Raw genomic sequence first — 15,924 nt, 5'->3', positions numbered from 1 at the left:
AGACGGCGCGGCGCTGTCCGGCCCAGGCGCTCGACGACGCGCCTGGGCCGGACAGCGGTGGATCAGTTCTGCGAGGGAGACTCGACTGTGAGGTCACCGTCGACGATCTGCTGCTTCAGCTCGTCGATCTTCGTGACCACGTCCGCCGGGACGCTGCTCTCCAGGTCGTGGAACGGGGCGAGACCCACCCCCTCGTTGGCGAGGGTGCCCACGTAGGGCTCGGCGTCGAACTCGCCCTCGGCCGTGGCCGAGATGGTGTCAAAGACCGACTGGCCGATCTGCTTGAGGACCGACGTCAGGATGATGTCCTTGTACTGCGCGTACTTGGGCTGCTCCCAGAAGTCGGAGTCGACCCCGATGACCAGGACGCCCCCCGCGGCACGGGCAGCGGTCAGCGCGCCCTCCCCGACGGGGCCGGCCACGGGAAGGATCACGTCAGCGCCCTGCGCGATGAGGGCATTGGTTGCCTCCTCGCCCTTCGCGGTGATCTCGAACGTGTTCGTGAACGTGCCGTTCTGCGCGGTCTTGTCCCACCCGAGGACCTTCACCGCCGTGCCGTTGTCCTCGTTGTACTTCTGGACGCCGTCGTAGAAGCCGTCCATGAAGATCGTGACGGACGGGTACGGCTCGCCGCCGAACGTGCCGACGGCACCGGTCTTGGACATCGCGGCCGCGACGTACCCGGCGAGGTAGGCCGCCTCCTGGGTGTTGAACAGGAGGGGCTTGACGTTGTCGCGCGCCGGGTCGACACCGGAGTCGATCAGCGCGAAGTGCTGGTCGGGGTTCGCGTCCGCGGCCTCGGCTGTGGTGTCGGCCAGGTTGAACCCCACGGTGATGATCAGGTCGCAGGAGGCCTGGATCATCGAGTCGACGTTCGTCTTGTACTGGCCGGCGTCCGTCGACTCGGCCGTCGCCTGCTCGATGCCGAGCTCGTCGACGGCCCGCTCGAGGCCCTCGATGCCGGACTGGTTGAAGGAGTTGTCGTCGAACCCACCGAAGTCGGAGACCATGCAGCCCTTGAAGTCGGTCGCCGCGGCGGTGTCACCTCCGCCGGCGGTCTCGTTCGTGTCCTCGGGTGCGCTGCCACAGGCCGCGAGGGCGAGGGCGACGGCGCCGCCGAGCGCAGCCACACGGATGATCTTCTTCACGCGATTCTCCTGGTCTCGTCAGCCGACCGCCGGACGGCAGGTGGGCCGTCGCCGGGACGGTCGCGCCCGGCGTCGATGCTTCGGACAGTAGTGAGCGTCGCGTGTCGCGCTTGTTACCAGGCGGTATCCGCCGAGGATCCGTTACCTAGTTGGAATGTCCGACCAGGTGACGGACGCGCCATCTCGTCAGGAGAGACGGACGACCCGGACATCGGACGCCTGTCCGGCGACCTGCGGCGTCAGTGCCGTCCCGCGAGCAGCGCCGCCCTGGCCAGCAGCAGCGCGCCAGCCTCGACCGCGCGCTCGTCGACGCGGAGGTCGCCCTGGTGGATGTCGTGCGTCCGGCCGCCCGGCGTGCGCGTGCCGAGCCGCGCCATCGCGCCCGGCACCTTCGTCAGGTACCACGCGAAGTCCTCGCCGCCGAGCGACTGCTCCGTGAGGAGCACCGCGTCCGGGCCCAGCACGTCGCGCGCCGCGGCCTCGAGCACGCCCGTCGAGCGCTCCTCGTTCTCGACCGGCGGCACGCCGCGGTGGTGACGGACCTCCGCCTCGAGCCCGAGCGGCGCGACGACCTGCTCGACCGCCTGGTGGAACACGTCCGACGCCTTCTCCCACGCGCGGACGTCGAGGCAGCGCAGCGTGCCGCGCACCGTCCCGGACGCCGGGATCGCGTTGTGCGCCGTGCCCGAGTGCACCTCGCCCCACGTGAGGTTGACGCCCGAGCGCGGGTCCAGCCGACGGCCCAGGATCGCGGGCACCTGCGTGATGACCTGCCCCAGCCCGAAGACCAGGTCACCCGTCAGGTGCGGGCGCGACGTGTGCCCGCCCGAGCCCGTCAGCACGACCTGCACCTCGTCGCTCGCCGACGTGATCGGCCCGATGCGCGTCCCGACCTGGCCGACGTCGACCTTCGGGTCGCAGTGGATCCCGAAGATCTGCGCCACGCCGTCGAGCCCGCCCGCGTTGATCACGTCGATCGCGCCGCCCGGCTGCACCTCCTCGGCGGGCTGGAACACCAGCCGCACCCCGGTGGCGAGCTCGCCCGACGCCGCGAGCTCCGCGAGCGCGAGCCCCGCGCCCAGCACCGCGGCGGTGTGCACGTCGTGGCCGCACGCGTGCGCGACCCCGCGGTTCGTCGACGCCCAGGGCAGGCCGCACGCGTCGGCGACGGGCAGCGCGTCCAGGTCGGCACGCAGCGCGATCCGCCGACGCCCCGAGACGGCGGGCGACGGACCGATGTCGCACACGAGGCCGGACCCCGGCAGCAGGTGCGGGGACAGCCCCGCCAGGCGCAGGCGCTCCGCGACCACGCGCGTCGTCCGCTCCTCCGTGCGCCCGAGCTCGGGGTGCGCGTGCAGATCGCGGCGGACCTCGACGAGCTCGTCACGCAGCGTGTCGAGCAGGGCCGCGAGCCGCACCACCTGCGGGTCGGTCGACCGCGTGGGGACGTCGAGCGCCGGGACGAGCGTGGGGACGGAGGTGGACGTGTCGGGCACGCTCTCGACCTTAGCCCGCAGGGCCCGGCCCGGCCCCGACGTCCACGGCCCGGCCGGGGCGGGCGTCAGAGCAGGTCGTCCCGGCCGCGCTCGCGCCAGCCGTCGACGGCCGACTTCACGGACTGCGCGTGCGCGCGCGTGGTGACGAGCACCGCGTCGGGGGTGTCGACGACGACCGCGTCCGGCACGCCGACGACCGTCACGGTGCGCCCCCCGGCCGCGACGACGAGCGCGTCGGCGGCGTCGACGCGCAGCACGGCCGCGGCGTCACCGAGCGTGGGGTCCGCGAGGAGGCCGCCGAGGGACGCGAAGTCGCCGATGTCGTCCCACGTGAAGTCGCCCGGCACGACGGCGACGCCGCCCGCGGCGGCCACGGGCTCGGCGATCGCGTGGTCGATCGCGATCTTCGTCAGGGTCGGCCACACGCGACCGAGCACCTCGTCACGGTTCGGCCCGTCCCAGGCGCGGGCGATCTCGACGAGCCCGTCGGCCAGCGCGGGCAGCTGCGTCGCGAGGTGGTCGAGCAGCACGCGCGCCCGCACGACGAACATGCCCGCGTTCCAGCGGTACTCCCCCGTCGCCAGGTAGGCCGTCGCGGTCTCCTCGTCGGGCTTCTCGGTGAAGCCGCGCACGTGGTGCACGGTCGGCGCGCCGGCGAGGCCCAGCGGGTCGCCCGACCGGACGTACCCGAACGCCGTCGACGGCCCGGTCGCGCGGATGCCGACCGTCACGACGTAGCCCGCGCGCGCCGCGACGACGCCCTCGCGCACCGCGCGCTCGAACGCCTCGGTGCCGCTGATGACGTGGTCGGCCGCGAACGACCCGAGCACGACGTCCTCGCCGTGCCGCTCGAGCAGGACGGCCGCCGCGAGCCCGATCGCGGCCATCGAGTCGCGCGGCGACGGCTCGGCGAGCAGCCGGTCGCCGTCGACGCCGCCGACGAGCGTCGGCACCTGGGCGGCCACGGCGTCCGCGTGCCGGTGGCCGGTCACGACCAGCACGCCGTCGTCGCCGACGAGCGGGACGAGACGGTCGACCGTCGCCTGCAGCAGCGTGCGGCCCGACCCCGTGAGGTCGTGCAGGAACTTGGGGTGCCCGGCGCGCGAGAGCGGCCACAGCCGCGTGCCGGCGCCGCCGGCGGGGACGACCGCGTGGAAGCCCGGGATCGGACCCTGCGCGGGCACGGGCGAGGACGTGGACGCGGTCGACATGGCGCCCAGGCTAGCGGCGCCGGTCACCGGGCCCGCCGCGTGTGGAGTTGCTCACAAACGGCCGTCCGCGCGGGACCAAGGGCCCAGCCCGGCGGGGAGCGAGGGGGACGTGTCTATACAGTGAGACCGACAGGCACGGCGGGGTCAGGGACGTTCCCGCCGTGGCTCACCCCTGACTCGCCAGGAGGCCCCCCAGTGCCCGCAGCGCCTGCCAAAGCGCCGGCTGGAACGCTCTACCGAGGGCGCGAAGGCATGTGGTCGTGGGTCGCGCACCGCGTGACCGGCGTCGCCATCTTCTTCTTCCTGCTCGTGCACGTGCTCGACACGTCGCTCGTGCGGGTGTCGCCCGAGGCGTACAACGAGGTCATCGCCACCTACAAGAACCCGATCATGGGTCTGGGTGAGGCGGGGCTCGTCGCCGCGATCGTGTTCCACGCCTTCAACGGCATCCGGATCATCCTGGTCGACTTCTGGTCCAAGGGCACGAAGTACCAGCGCGTGATGCTCTGGGTCGTGCTCGGCCTGTTCGTCGTGACGATGGCCGGCTTCCTGCCGCGTCACCTCATGCACGTCTTCGGAGGTGAGTGATGAGCCTCGTCGCCGACCCCAAGGCCCCGCGTCCGCCCAAGGCGGGCCCCGGCCGTCGCACCACGCGCGGCAACACCGAGCTCTACGGCTGGGTCTTCATGCGCGCGTCGGGCGTCCTGCTCGTCGTGCTGATCTTCGGGCACCTGTTCGTCAACCTGGTCGCCGGTGAGGGCGTCACGGCGATCGACTTCGGGTTCGTCGCCGGCAAGTGGGCGTCGCCGTTCTGGCAGGTCTGGGACCTGCTCATGCTGTGGCTCGCGATGATCCACGGCACCAACGGCATGCGGACGATCGTCAACGACTACGCCGAGAAGGACACGACGCGCCTGGTCCTCAAGGGCCTCCTGTACTTCGCGTTCGTCCTCGTCGTCGTGCTCGGGACGCTGGTCATCTTCACGTTCGACCCCTGCCCGACGGGCAGCCCGGCGGACCTGCTCCCCTCGTTCTGCACGGCCTGACGCCGACGTCGGACCACCCCCACCCCCAGCTCGCCAGCAGGAAGGCATCGCCACCGATGCAGACCCACCAGTACGACGTCGTCATCGTCGGCGCGGGCGGCGCGGGCATGCGCGCGGCCCTCGAGTCGTCGACGCGCGTGCGGACCGCCGTCATCTCCAAGCTCTACCCGACGCGCTCCCACACGGGTGCCGCGCAGGGCGGCATGTGCGCCGCGCTCGCGAACGTCGAGGAGGACAACTGGGAGTGGCACACGTTCGACACCGTCAAGGGCGGTGACTACCTCGTCGACCAGGACGCCGCCGAGGTCATGGCCAAGGAGGCCATCGACGCGGTCCTCGACCTGGAGAAGATGGGCCTGCCGTTCAACCGGACGCCCGAGGGCAAGATCGACCAGCGCCGGTTCGGCGGTCACACCCGCAACCACGGCGAGGCGGCCGTCCGCCGGTCCTGCTACGCCGCGGACCGCACCGGGCACATGATCCTGCAGACGCTCTACCAGCAGTGCGTGAAGAACGACGTCGAGTTCTTCAACGAGTTCTACGTGCTCGACCTGCTCGTCGACCACGACCTCGCGGCGGGCCACGTGCCCGACGGCGAGGAGGTCAACGTCTCGGGCGTCGTCGCGTACGAGCTCGCGACCGGCGAGATCCACGTGTTCCGCGCCAAGTCCGTCGTCCTGGCGACCGGCGGCGCCGGCAAGATCTTCAAGACCACGTCGAACGCGCACACGCTGACCGGCGACGGCATGGCGCTCGCGTACCGCCGCGGCATCCCGCTCGAGGACATGGAGTTCTTCCAGTTCCACCCGACGGGCCTCGCGGGCCTCGGCATCCTGCTGTCGGAGGCCGCGCGCGGCGAGGGCGGCATCCTGCGCAACGCGCAGGGCGAGCGGTTCATGGAGCGCTACGCGCCCACCATCAAGGACCTCGCGCCGCGCGACATCGTCGCCCGGTCCATGGCGAACGAGGTCCGCGAGGGCCGCGGCGCCGGTCCGAACAAGGACTACGTGCTGCTCGACCTCACGCACCTCGAGCCCGCGCACATCGACGCGAAGCTCCCCGACATCACCGAGTTCGCGCGGACCTACCTGGGCGTCGAGCCGTACACCGAGCCCGTGCCCGTCTACCCGACCGCGCACTACGCGATGGGCGGCGTCCCGACGAACATCGAGGGCGAGGTCCTGCGCAACGCGACCGACGTCATCCGGGGCCTGTACGCCGCGGGCGAGGTCGCGTGCGTCTCGGTGCACGGGTCGAACCGTCTCGGCACCAACTCCCTGCTCGACATCAACGTCTTCGGCAAGCGTGCCGGCATCAGCGCGGCGCAGTACGCCGTCGGCGCGCAGTGGGTCGAGATCCCCGAGGACCCGGCGGCCACCGTCGAGGCCGAGCTCGAGACCATCCGCACCCGCGGCGACGGCGAGCGGGTGGCCGACATCCGCCGCGCGCTGCAGGAGACGATGGACGCCAACGCGCAGGTGTTCCGCACCGAGGAGTCGCTCGAGCAGGCGCTGTCCGACCTCCGGGCGCTGCGCAAGCGGTTCGCGTCCGTGAGCGTCCAGGACAAGAGCCGCACGTTCAACACCGACCTCCTCGAGGCCGTCGAGCTCGGCTTCCTCCTCGACATCGCCGAGACCGTCGTCGTCGGCGCGCTCAACCGCAAGGAGTCGCGGGGCGGGCACTTCCGGGAGGACTACCCGGACCGCGACGACAAGGGCTACATGCAGCACACGATGGCCTACCGCCGGCCGCTGGCCGCCAAGGGACACCGCCTGTGGGGCAGCGACTCGGACGGCGACCACAAGGGGTCGTTCGCGCACACGACGGTCTTCGACGACTACCAGGTGGTGCTCGGGTCCAAGCCCGTCACCGTCACCCGCTACCAGCCGATGGAGCGCAAGTACTGATGACTGCCACGCTCGACGCCACCCCCGAGGTCGGGGCCGTGCCCTCGTTCGAGGTCACGCTCAAGGTCATGCGCTACCTGCCGTCCGACGACGGCGCCACGCCGGTCCCCCACTGGGACGAGTTCCGCGTGCAGGCGCACGGCACCGACCGCGTGCTCGACGCCCTGCACAAGGTCAAGTGGGAGCAGGACGGCTCGCTCACGTTCCGCCGCTCGTGCGCGCACGGCGTGTGCGGCTCCGACGCGATGCGCATCAACGGCCGCAACCGCCTCGCCTGCAAGACGCTGCTGAAGGACCTCGACCCGTCCAAGCCGATCACCGTCGAGCCCATCAAGGGCCTGCCGGTCGTCAAGGACCTCGTCGTCGACATGGAGCCGTTCTTCGCGTCCTACCGCGAGATCATGCCGTTCCTCATCACGACCGGCACCGAGCCCACCAAGGAGCGTCGCCAGTCCGCCGAGCAGCGCGAGCGGTTCGACGACACCACCAAGTGCATCCTCTGCGCCGCGTGCACGTCGTCCTGCCCGGTGTTCTGGACCGACGGCCAGTACTTCGGCCCCGCCGCGATCGTCAACGCGCACCGCTTCATCTTCGACAGCCGTGACGAGGGCGGGGCGCAGCGCCTCGAGATCCTCAACGACAAGGAGGGCGTGTGGCGCTGCCGCACGACCTTCAACTGCACCGAGGCGTGCCCGCGCGGGATCGAGATCACGAAGGCGATCCAGGAAGTGAAGCGCGCGATGATCACGCGCGCCTTCTGACCCGGCGCACCACCGAGGCCGCGGGGAGGCGAGAGAAGCGCGCAATGATCACGCGCCCCTTCTGACCCGGCGCACCACCGAGGCCGCGGGGAGGCGAGTGAAGCGCGCGATGATCACGCGCGCCTTCTGACCCGGCGCACCACACCTGCTCGCTCGCGAGGCCGTCCCGTCGTCGGGGCGGCCTCGCGGCGTTCTCGGGACCTCCGGCCACTCGACCGGGTCGGGCCGCGGTGCTTGGCTGGGCGGATGAACGCCGAGTGGCACGACGCGCACGTGCTGGGTCAGGGTGCACCGATGGACGACCGCGTCGCGTGGCACCTCGCGCACGCGCAGGAGTGCGGCTGCCGCGACATCCCGCGCACGGTGCGCGAGGAGCTCGAGCGGCGCGGCGTCGCGGTGCCGGAACGGGCGGCGCGCTGACAGGCCCGTCCCGTACGGTGTCGGTCGTGCTGCCACCTGACGCCGTCGACTCGCCCGCCTCCGACGAGGTCGAGATCCCGCTCGAGGGCGGCAACGTGGGCGGCGCGGTGCGCGTCGGCGACACCGTCCGCCGCCCGACCGGCCCGTGGACCCCCGCCGTGCACGAGCTGCTCGACTTCCTCGCGACGACGGACCTGCCGCACGTCCCGCGCGTCCTCGGCACCGACGACCAGGGCCGCGAGGTCCTCACGTACCTGCCCGGCCGGGTCGTGCCGATCGGCGTCGAGACGCTCACCGACGGCCAGGTGCGGGCGGCGATGCGGTGGCTGCGGCACTTCCACGACGTCGTGGCGGGCTTCCCGCGGGACAGCCGTCGCTGGCGGTTCCTCGAGCGCGCGCTGGAGCCGGACGAGATCGTCTGCCACCACGACACCGCGATGTACAACATGGCCTTCGACGGCGACGAGCTCGCGGGCGTCTTCGACTGGGACGTCGCCGGCCCCGGGCGCCCGATCGACGACCTCGCGATCTTCGCGTGGAACGCGCCGCTCCTGTTCCCGGACGGTGACCACGCCACCGCCGCGCACGGCCTGCGCGTCATGGCCGAGGCGTACGGCGACGTCGACCCCGCCGTGATCCTCGACCACGTGACCGTCCGCATGACCGACGCGTCGGACCGGATCGAGGAGGGGCAGCGCCGCGGCGACCCCGGGATGCTGCGCCTCGGGGAGATCGGCGAGCCTGCCTCGACCCGCGCCCGGATCGCCACCCTGCGCGCGCACGCACCGGCGATCCGCGCGCTGCTCTGAGCGGCCGGAGACGCGGGAGGGGTCAGCACACCGGAGGCTCGGGGGTTCGGCAGCACCCGAGGGGGCCGGCACCGTCGGGGCAGGCCTGCGGCTCCCGGTCGCCTGTCGTCGTGCCCGAGGCGTCAGTCGGCGCCGACGGGGCTCTCGACGTCCTCGGGCTTCTCCTGCGGCGGGTCCGCGGTCCACGCGGCGGCCAGCAGGACGATGCGCGCCAGCAGGTTGATCCAGATCAGCAGCGTGACGATGACCGCGAACGACGCGAGCACCGGGTTGCGCGTCGCGCTGCCGGCGACGACGGACGTCCCGAGCAGCCGGAGCACGCCGATGCCCACAGCCGCGATGACGGCTCCCCACCAGAGGTCCTTGAAGGCCGGTCGCTGCCCCGCCAAGAACCACACGATCAGCATGAACATCGCGGCGTCGACGACGAACGACACGAGCGCCGCCGCCACGGTGCCCGACGTGTCGGGCCAGCCGACGAGCGTCGTCAACCAGTCGGACGCCGCGGTCGCCGCCGTCGTGAGGACGGCGGACACGAGCACCGCCAGCGCGATCCCGACGAACCCGCCGAGCTCGCGCAGCTTCGAGAACACGGCGTTGTCGCCGGTCACCCGCCCGAACATCGCGCGCACGCCGGTGCGCAGCGCAGCGGTCGCGGAGATGGCGCTCAGGACGAGGACGACGAGGGCGACGACACCCGCGACGGTGAGCGCGGGGTTCAGCACGAGCGAGTCGGGGTCGATGAGCCCTGTGTTCTCCCCGGTGTCGATGAGACCCGGCAGCGTGTCGTCGATCGCCGCGAGCACCTGCTGACGCAGGTCGGCGTTGTCGCCGAGCACCGCCATGAAGATCGTGTAGCCGATGGTGAGCCCGGCGAACACCGAGAACAGCGCGGCGTACGCGATCCCGCCGGTGAGCAGCCCGCCCCCGGCAGCGCCGAAGCGGGCGTTCGCGCGCGCGGGACGCGTCTGCTGCCACCACGCGAGGACGGCCTTGGCACGCTCGACGAGCGACGGGCGCTTGCGCGGCAGCGACGCGTCCTCGGTCCGCTGCGCACGCGCCTGGGCGGCCCCCGAGCCGGCCGCCGGGCTGGTCACGTCCGTCGGCTCGCTCGTCATGCCTCGACCCTAGGTCGGGCGCACCGCTCCGGCATCCGCGTCGGACGCGTCGTCCGACGTCAGCAGGCCCACGGGTGCGGACCCGAGGTCGAGGGCGAAGTCCCGCACGGGACGCCAGACGCCGTCGTCGCCGTGCAGGTAGCTGTGGAACTCCGTGACCACGAACGCGGCCTCGAAGTCCGCCAGCCCGGCCGCGGCCGCGTCGAGCCGGTCGTCGGGCACCTCGTGCGCGACGGTGACGTGCGGGTGGTAGTCGAACCGGAGCTCCTGGTCGAGCACGCCGGTCCGGACCGAGCGCTCGAGCGCCGCGCAGCCCTCGGCGCCGTCGGCGAGCTCGACGAACACCACCGGCGACACCGGCCGGAACGTCGCCGTCCCCCGCAGCCGCACGACGAACGGCGTGTGCCGGGCCGCGGCCTTCGACAGGTGCGCGTCGACCTCCGCCATCTCCTCGGGCTCGACGACCGTCGGACCCAGCAGCGTGATGTGGGGCGGGATGAAGTCGGCGAGCGGGTCGCCGTAGCGGGACCGCGCGGCGCGCAGCTCGCTGCCCCACGGCTCGGGGACCGTGACGGCGACCCCGATGCGGAGCTGGTCGCCGGTGCGTTCCGGCAGCCTCATGCCCCGATCCCCACCCCGGCGTCGACCTCGTCGCGGACCACCCGGCGCGACCCGCGACGGCGCAGCAGGCCGAACCGGTCGTAGAGGCGCTCGAGCGTCGGCGCCGCGATCTCCTGCGCCCGGTCGGCACCGTCGGCGAGCACCGCGTCGAGCGACGCGGGGTCTGCGAGGTAGCCGTGCACGCGCTCCTGGAACGGCGTGAGGAAGGCCAGCACGACCTCGGCGACGTCCTTCTTCAGGTCGCCGTAGCCCTTGCCCTCGTACTCCGCGACGAGCGCGTCCACGGGCCGGCCCGCGAGCGCCGAGTAGATCGTCAGGAGGTTGGAGATGCCGGGCTTGGCCGCCGGGTCGAAGCGGATCTCGCGCTCGGTGTCCGTCACCGCCGACTTGATGCGCTTCGCGATGACCTTCGGGTCGTCGAGCAGCTCGATGAGGCCGTTCGGGCTCTCGGCCGACTTGCTCATCTTCGACGTCGGGTCCTGCAGGTCGTAGATCTTCGCGGTCGCCTTGACGATGTGGGGCTCCGGCACGACGACCGTGTCCTTGCCGAACCGGTGGTTGAGGCGCTGCGCGAGGTCGCGGGACAGCTCGAGGTGCTGGCGCTGGTCCTCGCCGACAGGCACGAGGTTGGTGTCGTACAGCAGGATGTCCGCCGCCATGAGCACCGGGTACGTGAAGAGCCCGACCGTCGTGCCCTCGGTCCCCTGCTTGCTCGACTTGTCCTTGAACTGCGTCATCCGCCCGGCCTCGCCGAAGCCCGTCTGGCACGACAGCAGCCAGGCGAGCTCCGCGTGCTCGGGGACGTGCGACTGCACGAAGAGGATCGACCGGGCCGGGTCGACGCCCGCGGCGAGGAACTGCGCCGCCGTGCGCCGCGTCCGGTCCCGCAGGACCGCCGGGTCCGGGTTGACGGTCAGCGCGTGCAGGTCGACGACGCAGTAGATCGCGTCGTGGTCGTCCTGCAGCGCGACCCACTGCGTGAGCGCGCCCAGGTAGTTGCCGAGCTGGAGCGAGTCGGACGTCGGCTGCATCCCGGAGAAGATGCGCGAGCGGTGCGTGGCCATGCGGACCCTCAGTCCATTCTGTCGGTGCGCCGTGCCCGCCCAGGAGCGGGACGACGGGGTGCGTGCGGGGGGTGCGTCTGCGCGGGCGGCGGGACCGGTGAGGCGGGACCTCGACCGGCCACGTCGGCGACCGCGCGCCGACGCGCTACGTCAGGTGGCTTCGTCGTCGAACGGTGCGCTCCGCCATCGGTCGCCCGGGTCACCCGCGACCCCGACCCCTCCGCCCTTCGTGGCAGCCGCGGCAGCGGCAGCGCCGCCCGTCGCGGCGGCGGCACGGGCGGACGGCGAGGGTCGCGCGGGGGCGCGTCCGGAGGTCGGCGGCAGGTCGTCGAGCAGGGCCTCGCGCACGATCCGGCGCGGGTCGTACTTGCGCGGGTCGAGCGCCGCCCAGTCGACGTCGCGGGCCTCCTCGCCGAGCTCCTCGTCGACGCGCGCCTTGGCGTCGGCGGCGAACTGGCGTGCGCGCCGGACCCAGTGGCCCAGCTGCTCCGCGTACCTCGGCAGGCGCTCGGGGCCGATCACGAAGGCCGCGACGAGGAAGAGCACGAGCAGCTCCCCGCCGTTGATTCCGAACACCGGGTCAGGGTACCCCGCGCGGACCGCCGGCAGGCCCCGGTCGGCGGCCCGCCCGGAGGCGTCTCAGCGGGCGTCGGCCTCGTCGAGCCGGACCCGCACGTCGCGCTCGTCGGAGCCCGTGCGCACGCGCAGGACGACCGTCTCCCCCGGGGTCCGCGCGCGGATCGCGACGATCAGCTCGTCGGGGTCCGTCACGGGACGGCCGTCGATCGCGAGGATCACGTCGCCGCGACGGATGCCCGAGCGCTCCGCGGGGCCGTCCGGCGAGACGGCGGGCGTCCCGTCGCGGTCCTCGGTCGACACCTGCACGCCCTCGCCCACGTACCGCTGGTCCAGCAGCACGCCGATGATCGGGTATGTCGCGCGGCCCGTCTCGATGAGCTGCTCGGCCGTGCGGCGCACCTGCTTCGACGGGATCGCGAAGCCCAGGCCGATGCTGCCGCCCGACGTCGACGGCGTGCCCGGCGGCTGCGCGATCGCCGAGTTGACGCCGATCACCTCGCCCTTGGCGTTGACGAGCGGGCCTCCCGAGTTCCCCGGGTTGATCGCCGCGTCGGTCTGGATCGCGTTGATGAACGCGGTGTCCTCCTCGTCACCCGCCGACACCGGCCGGTTGAGCGCGCTGACGATGCCCGTCGTGACCGTGCCGGCCAGGCCCAGGGGCGCGCCGATCGCGACCACCGGGTCGCCCACGACGACCGCGTCCGAGTCGCCCAGGAGCAGCGGCGTCAGCCCGGTCACGGCGACCTTGAGCACCGCGAGGTCGTACTCCGACGTCCGCCCGACGACCGTCGCGCTCTCCTCGCTGCCGTCCGCGAACGTCACCGTCATCGAGGTCGCCGCGTCCGCGGCCTCGGCGACCACGTGGTTGTTGGTCACGAGGTAGCCGTCCGCGCGCAGCACGAAGCCCGAGCCCGTCGCGGTGCCCTGCGGCCCGTCGACCTCGATCGACACGACGCTGGGCAGGACCGTCGCCGCGATGCCCGCGACCGACTCGGGTGCGCGCGCGACGTCCGCCGCACCCGGGACGGTCGTCGGCAGGCCCGCGTCCGCGAGGTGGTCGTCCTCGCCGAACCGCGCACCGAGCAGGCCGCCCAGGACGCCCGCCACGAGCGCGAGCACCACGAGCGGCACCACCCACACGACCGAGAGCGTCCGCCGACGACGCCGCGGGCCGGCCAGGACGTGCGGCGTCCCCGCGTGCCCCGCGCCGTCGCCCGGCGCGCTGAGCGGGACGCGGCCCTCGGTGCCGTAGCCCGGCGCGTCGGGACGGAAGGCAAGGGCGGGGGCGGCGCTCACGTGCGCCGCGCCTGCCGTCCCGAGGTCGACACCCGTCGCCCCCGCGGCCTTGCGGGCCGCGCGGCGGCTGACGCGCACGAACCGCGGGTCGGTGCGGGGGTCGGGCTGCGGGAAGGGTGCGCGGTCCGGGAACCCGGTCGCGGCGCCGCTCGGCCCCCCGCCGTGACCCGCCGGCGCGACACGCGGGTCGCCGCCGGCGGCTGCCTGCCCGAGGCGCGGGTCAGCACCGGCCTGGCCGTAGCGCGGGTCAGCCCCGGCCTGCCCGTAGCGCGGGTCAGCACCGGCCTGCCCGTAGCGCGGGTCAGCACCGGCCTGGCCGTAGCGCGGGTCGGCACCGGCCTGCCCGTAGCGCGAGGTGGGGCCCGGCTGGCCGTAGCGCGGGTCGGCGCCTGGCTGGCCGGGGCGCGGGTCGACGCCGGGCTGGCTGTGGCGCGGGTCGACGCCCTGGCCGGCGTGCGACGTCCCGGCCGCCGCGCCGTCGGGCGTCCCCGTCGACGAGGCGGGCGGTGCCGGCGCCGCGGTCGGCGCCACGCGCGGCGCAGGGTCGGGCGGCAGGACGCGCCGCCCCGACGGGCTCGCGAACGGGTTCTCGAACGTCTCAGGTGCGGCCGAGGGCGCGGGAGTCTGCGCGGACGCCTGCGGCTCGGCCGTGGCGTCGGCGGGTCGAGGCGTCGCACCCGGGGCGGCTGCCGGCTCGGTCGGTCGGCTCGCCTCGTCGGGGGTCGTCATGGGGTCTGCAGGGCTCCCGTCACCGTCTGCCAGCCGCGCGTGATGCGCGCGGGCACCCCGTCGTCGTAGGCGCCTCCGGGAAAGGCTGCCACGAGCGGCGCCAGGACGTCGTGCCCGTCGGCGCCGACGACCTGCACGACGGTCGCGTCGGCCTGCCACGCGAGGTGCGACGGCTCGGACGCGAGCACGTACACGGCACGCCCACCGAGGTCGTGCACGCGCGCACCGGCGATCGCGTCGGTGTCGAGCCGGCCCTGCTGCTCGGTCACGACGAGCGTCCCGGCCGGACCGGTCACGTCGACCTCGAGCACGGACCCGCCCTGCGCCCAGCGCAGGCCCGTGACGGACCAGCCGTCGGGCAGGTCGGTCGGGAACGACCAGGCGTGCGCGCGCAGCCACGACGTCGTCGCGGGGTCGACCTGACCGGCGCGGACGGCGTCGTCGAGCACGGGACGCCCGTCAGCCGTGCCCGGCCCGGAGGCGGGCTGCGCGAGCAGCGCGAGGTCGGCTCCGGGGTGGCTCACGGGCACGATCTCGGGGCGCTCGCCGAGCACGAACAGCATCGCGGCGACGGCACCGAGCCCGGCGACGGACCCGACCGCGAGGCGGGTCGGGTGGCGGCGGGACGTGAGGTCGGGGCGCAGGCCCGCGGTCGAGCGGCCCGTCCACGAGCGCGGCACGAGGCCGGCCGACGCGAGCGCGAACCGGTCGGGCGGCGCGGCGAACGGGTCCCGCGGCGGCTGGGGCCGGCGCGCGTCCGCGGCGTCGGGCTCGGGCGCGAGCGACAGGAGGCGGGCGGTCAGGTCAGGGGCGGGCGCGACGTCGTCCGCCGCGGACGCGAGGGCCCGGCGCGCGGCGCGGGCCGCGGCGAGCTCGGTCGCGCACTGCGCGCACAGCGCGACGTGCGCGAGCGCCCGCTCCGTCTGGGCGACCGAGAGCTGGCCGTCGACGAGCGCGCTGATCCGGGACCCGAGGTGGCTCACCCCACGCTCCCCCGGCCGGTGCCGACCACGTGCAGCGTGGGATCCGCGGCCGCGTCCGACGCGGTGACGGGCGCGGCGGCGTGCGTGCCCTGCACCTCCGGCGCACGGTGGCCCAGCGAGTCGCGCAGGCGCGCGCGGGCGCGGTGGATGCGTGAACGGACCGTGCCCAGCTTGATCCCGAGCGTGACCGCGATCTCCTCGTACGACAGGCCCTCGATGTCGCACAGCACGACGGCGGCGCGGTACTCGGGCGGGAGCTCGTCGAGCGCGCGCTGCACGTCGTGGTCGAGGTTGCCGTGCTCGTACGCGCGCTCGGGGCTGCCGAGGCTGTCGACGGACGCGTAGCGGTCGGAGTCGTCGCCCATCGCGTCCATGCGGACCCGCTGCTTGCGACGCGCCTGGTCGAGGAACAGGTTCGTCGTGATGCGGTGCAGCCAGCCCTCGAACGTGCCGGGCGTGTAGGTGTTGAGCGACCGGAAGACCCGCACGAAGGTCTCCTGCGTGAGGTCCTCCGCGTCGTGCCGGTTGCCGGTGAGGCGGTACGCGAGGCGGTAGACGCGCGCCGAGTGGTCCCGGACGATCTGCTCCCACGTCGGCGGCTGCCAGACGGTCGGGGGCGTGGTCATCGGGTCGGGCTCCTTCGGGGTCTGCGGACGGGGCACCAGTCTCCCAGGTCGCGCGGCGGTCTTCGAATCGTGACGTGCGTCCTGGTGGAACGCGTCGACCGCGCGGAAAG

16 protein-coding genes are annotated in these 15,924 nt (G+C 73.6%); 6 read left to right on the top strand and 10 right to left on the bottom strand.

Features of this window, described 5'->3' with window-relative positions; genetic code table 11:
* Positions 1-62: 62 nt before the first annotated feature.
* The 3 genes from GXP71_RS01500 to GXP71_RS01490 form a co-directional block, all read right to left on the bottom strand.
* Positions 63-1,148: a BMP family protein gene (locus tag GXP71_RS01500; protein WP_124343728.1), complete on the bottom strand. Its 1,086-nt coding sequence runs from the start codon at positions 1,146-1,148 to the stop codon at positions 63-65.
* Between the two features lie 239 nt (positions 1,149-1,387).
* A complete protein-coding gene (locus tag GXP71_RS01495) occupies positions 1,388-2,644 on the bottom strand; it encodes an amidohydrolase (protein WP_162351208.1) in 1,257 nt (418 codons plus the stop codon).
* 65 nt (positions 2,645-2,709) lie between these two features.
* Positions 2,710-3,855 carry a mannose-1-phosphate guanylyltransferase gene (locus GXP71_RS01490; RefSeq protein WP_162351207.1) on the bottom strand — a complete coding sequence of 382 codons (1,146 nt, stop codon included), beginning with the start codon at positions 3,853-3,855 and terminating at the stop codon, positions 2,710-2,712.
* A 252-nt stretch (positions 3,856-4,107) separates the two neighbouring features.
* Between GXP71_RS01490 and sdhC the strand changes: the two genes are divergently transcribed.
* From sdhC to GXP71_RS01465, 6 genes are all read left to right on the top strand, one after another.
* On the top strand, positions 4,108-4,443 hold the full coding sequence (gene sdhC / locus GXP71_RS01485) for a succinate dehydrogenase, cytochrome b556 subunit (RefSeq protein WP_225916297.1): 336 nt from the start codon (positions 4,108-4,110) through the stop codon (positions 4,441-4,443).
* Positions 4,443-4,901, top strand: coding sequence for a succinate dehydrogenase, hydrophobic membrane anchor protein (gene sdhD / locus GXP71_RS01480; RefSeq protein ID WP_124343724.1), 459 nt, complete (start codon positions 4,443-4,445; stop codon positions 4,899-4,901). The genes sdhC and sdhD overlap by 1 nt, the downstream gene beginning before the upstream one ends.
* Before the next feature lie 56 nt (positions 4,902-4,957).
* Positions 4,958-6,808, top strand: a complete 1,851-nt coding sequence (gene sdhA / locus GXP71_RS01475) for a succinate dehydrogenase flavoprotein subunit (protein WP_124343723.1) — start codon at positions 4,958-4,960, stop codon at positions 6,806-6,808.
* The gene (locus GXP71_RS01470; protein WP_124343722.1) at positions 6,808-7,569 is read left to right on the top strand and encodes a succinate dehydrogenase iron-sulfur subunit; all 762 of its coding nucleotides are present in this window, start codon (positions 6,808-6,810) and stop codon (positions 7,567-7,569) included. Before sdhA ends, GXP71_RS01470 begins: the two co-directional genes overlap by 1 nt.
* Positions 7,570-7,815: 246 nt before the next feature.
* Positions 7,816-7,989, top strand: a complete 174-nt coding sequence (locus GXP71_RS20075) for a hypothetical protein (protein ID WP_202924311.1) — start codon at positions 7,816-7,818, stop codon at positions 7,987-7,989.
* Between the two features lie 26 nt (positions 7,990-8,015).
* Positions 8,016-8,798 carry a phosphotransferase gene (locus GXP71_RS01465; protein ID WP_238402553.1) on the top strand — a complete coding sequence of 261 codons (783 nt, stop codon included), beginning with the start codon at positions 8,016-8,018 and terminating at the stop codon, positions 8,796-8,798.
* A gap of 122 nt (positions 8,799-8,920) precedes the next feature.
* On the opposite strand, the gene GXP71_RS01460 is transcribed toward GXP71_RS01465, so the two are convergent.
* The 7 genes from GXP71_RS01460 to sigE form a co-directional block, all read right to left on the bottom strand.
* Positions 8,921-9,916 carry a YihY/virulence factor BrkB family protein gene (locus GXP71_RS01460; RefSeq protein WP_162351206.1) on the bottom strand — a complete coding sequence of 332 codons (996 nt, stop codon included), beginning with the start codon at positions 9,914-9,916 and terminating at the stop codon, positions 8,921-8,923.
* Positions 9,917-9,925: 9 nt separating this feature from the next.
* Positions 9,926-10,537: a 2'-5' RNA ligase family protein gene (locus tag GXP71_RS01455; protein WP_162351205.1), complete on the bottom strand. Its 612-nt coding sequence runs from the start codon at positions 10,535-10,537 to the stop codon at positions 9,926-9,928.
* Entirely contained in the window at positions 10,534-11,601 is a 1,068-nt protein-coding gene (gene trpS, locus GXP71_RS01450; protein WP_124343718.1) for a tryptophan--tRNA ligase, read from the bottom strand. Before trpS ends, GXP71_RS01455 begins: the two co-directional genes overlap by 4 nt.
* 150 nt (positions 11,602-11,751) lie before the next feature.
* On the bottom strand, positions 11,752-12,177 hold the full coding sequence (locus GXP71_RS01445) for a Sec-independent protein translocase TatB (RefSeq protein ID WP_162351204.1): 426 nt from the start codon (positions 12,175-12,177) through the stop codon (positions 11,752-11,754).
* Between the two features lie 63 nt (positions 12,178-12,240).
* On the bottom strand, positions 12,241-14,205 hold the full coding sequence (locus GXP71_RS20225; protein WP_238402551.1) for a trypsin-like peptidase domain-containing protein: 1,965 nt from the start codon (positions 14,203-14,205) through the stop codon (positions 12,241-12,243).
* Positions 14,202-15,188 (bottom strand): zf-HC2 domain-containing protein, encoded by a 987-nt coding sequence (locus tag GXP71_RS01435; RefSeq protein WP_162351203.1) that lies wholly within the window; start codon positions 15,186-15,188, stop codon positions 14,202-14,204. Before GXP71_RS01435 ends, GXP71_RS20225 begins: the two co-directional genes overlap by 4 nt.
* The gene (sigE, locus tag GXP71_RS01430; protein ID WP_238402549.1) at positions 15,185-15,814 is read right to left on the bottom strand and encodes an RNA polymerase sigma factor SigE; all 630 of its coding nucleotides are present in this window, start codon (positions 15,812-15,814) and stop codon (positions 15,185-15,187) included. Before sigE ends, GXP71_RS01435 begins: the two co-directional genes overlap by 4 nt.
* Positions 15,815-15,924 lie beyond the last annotated feature (110 nt).

Origin of the sequence: Cellulomonas sp. H30R-01 (assembly GCF_010119915.1) — a bacterium.
Taxonomy (GTDB): domain Bacteria; phylum Actinomycetota; class Actinomycetes; order Actinomycetales; family Cellulomonadaceae; genus Cellulomonas; species Cellulomonas algicola.
This window is presented reverse-complemented; position numbering and strand designations above follow the sequence as displayed.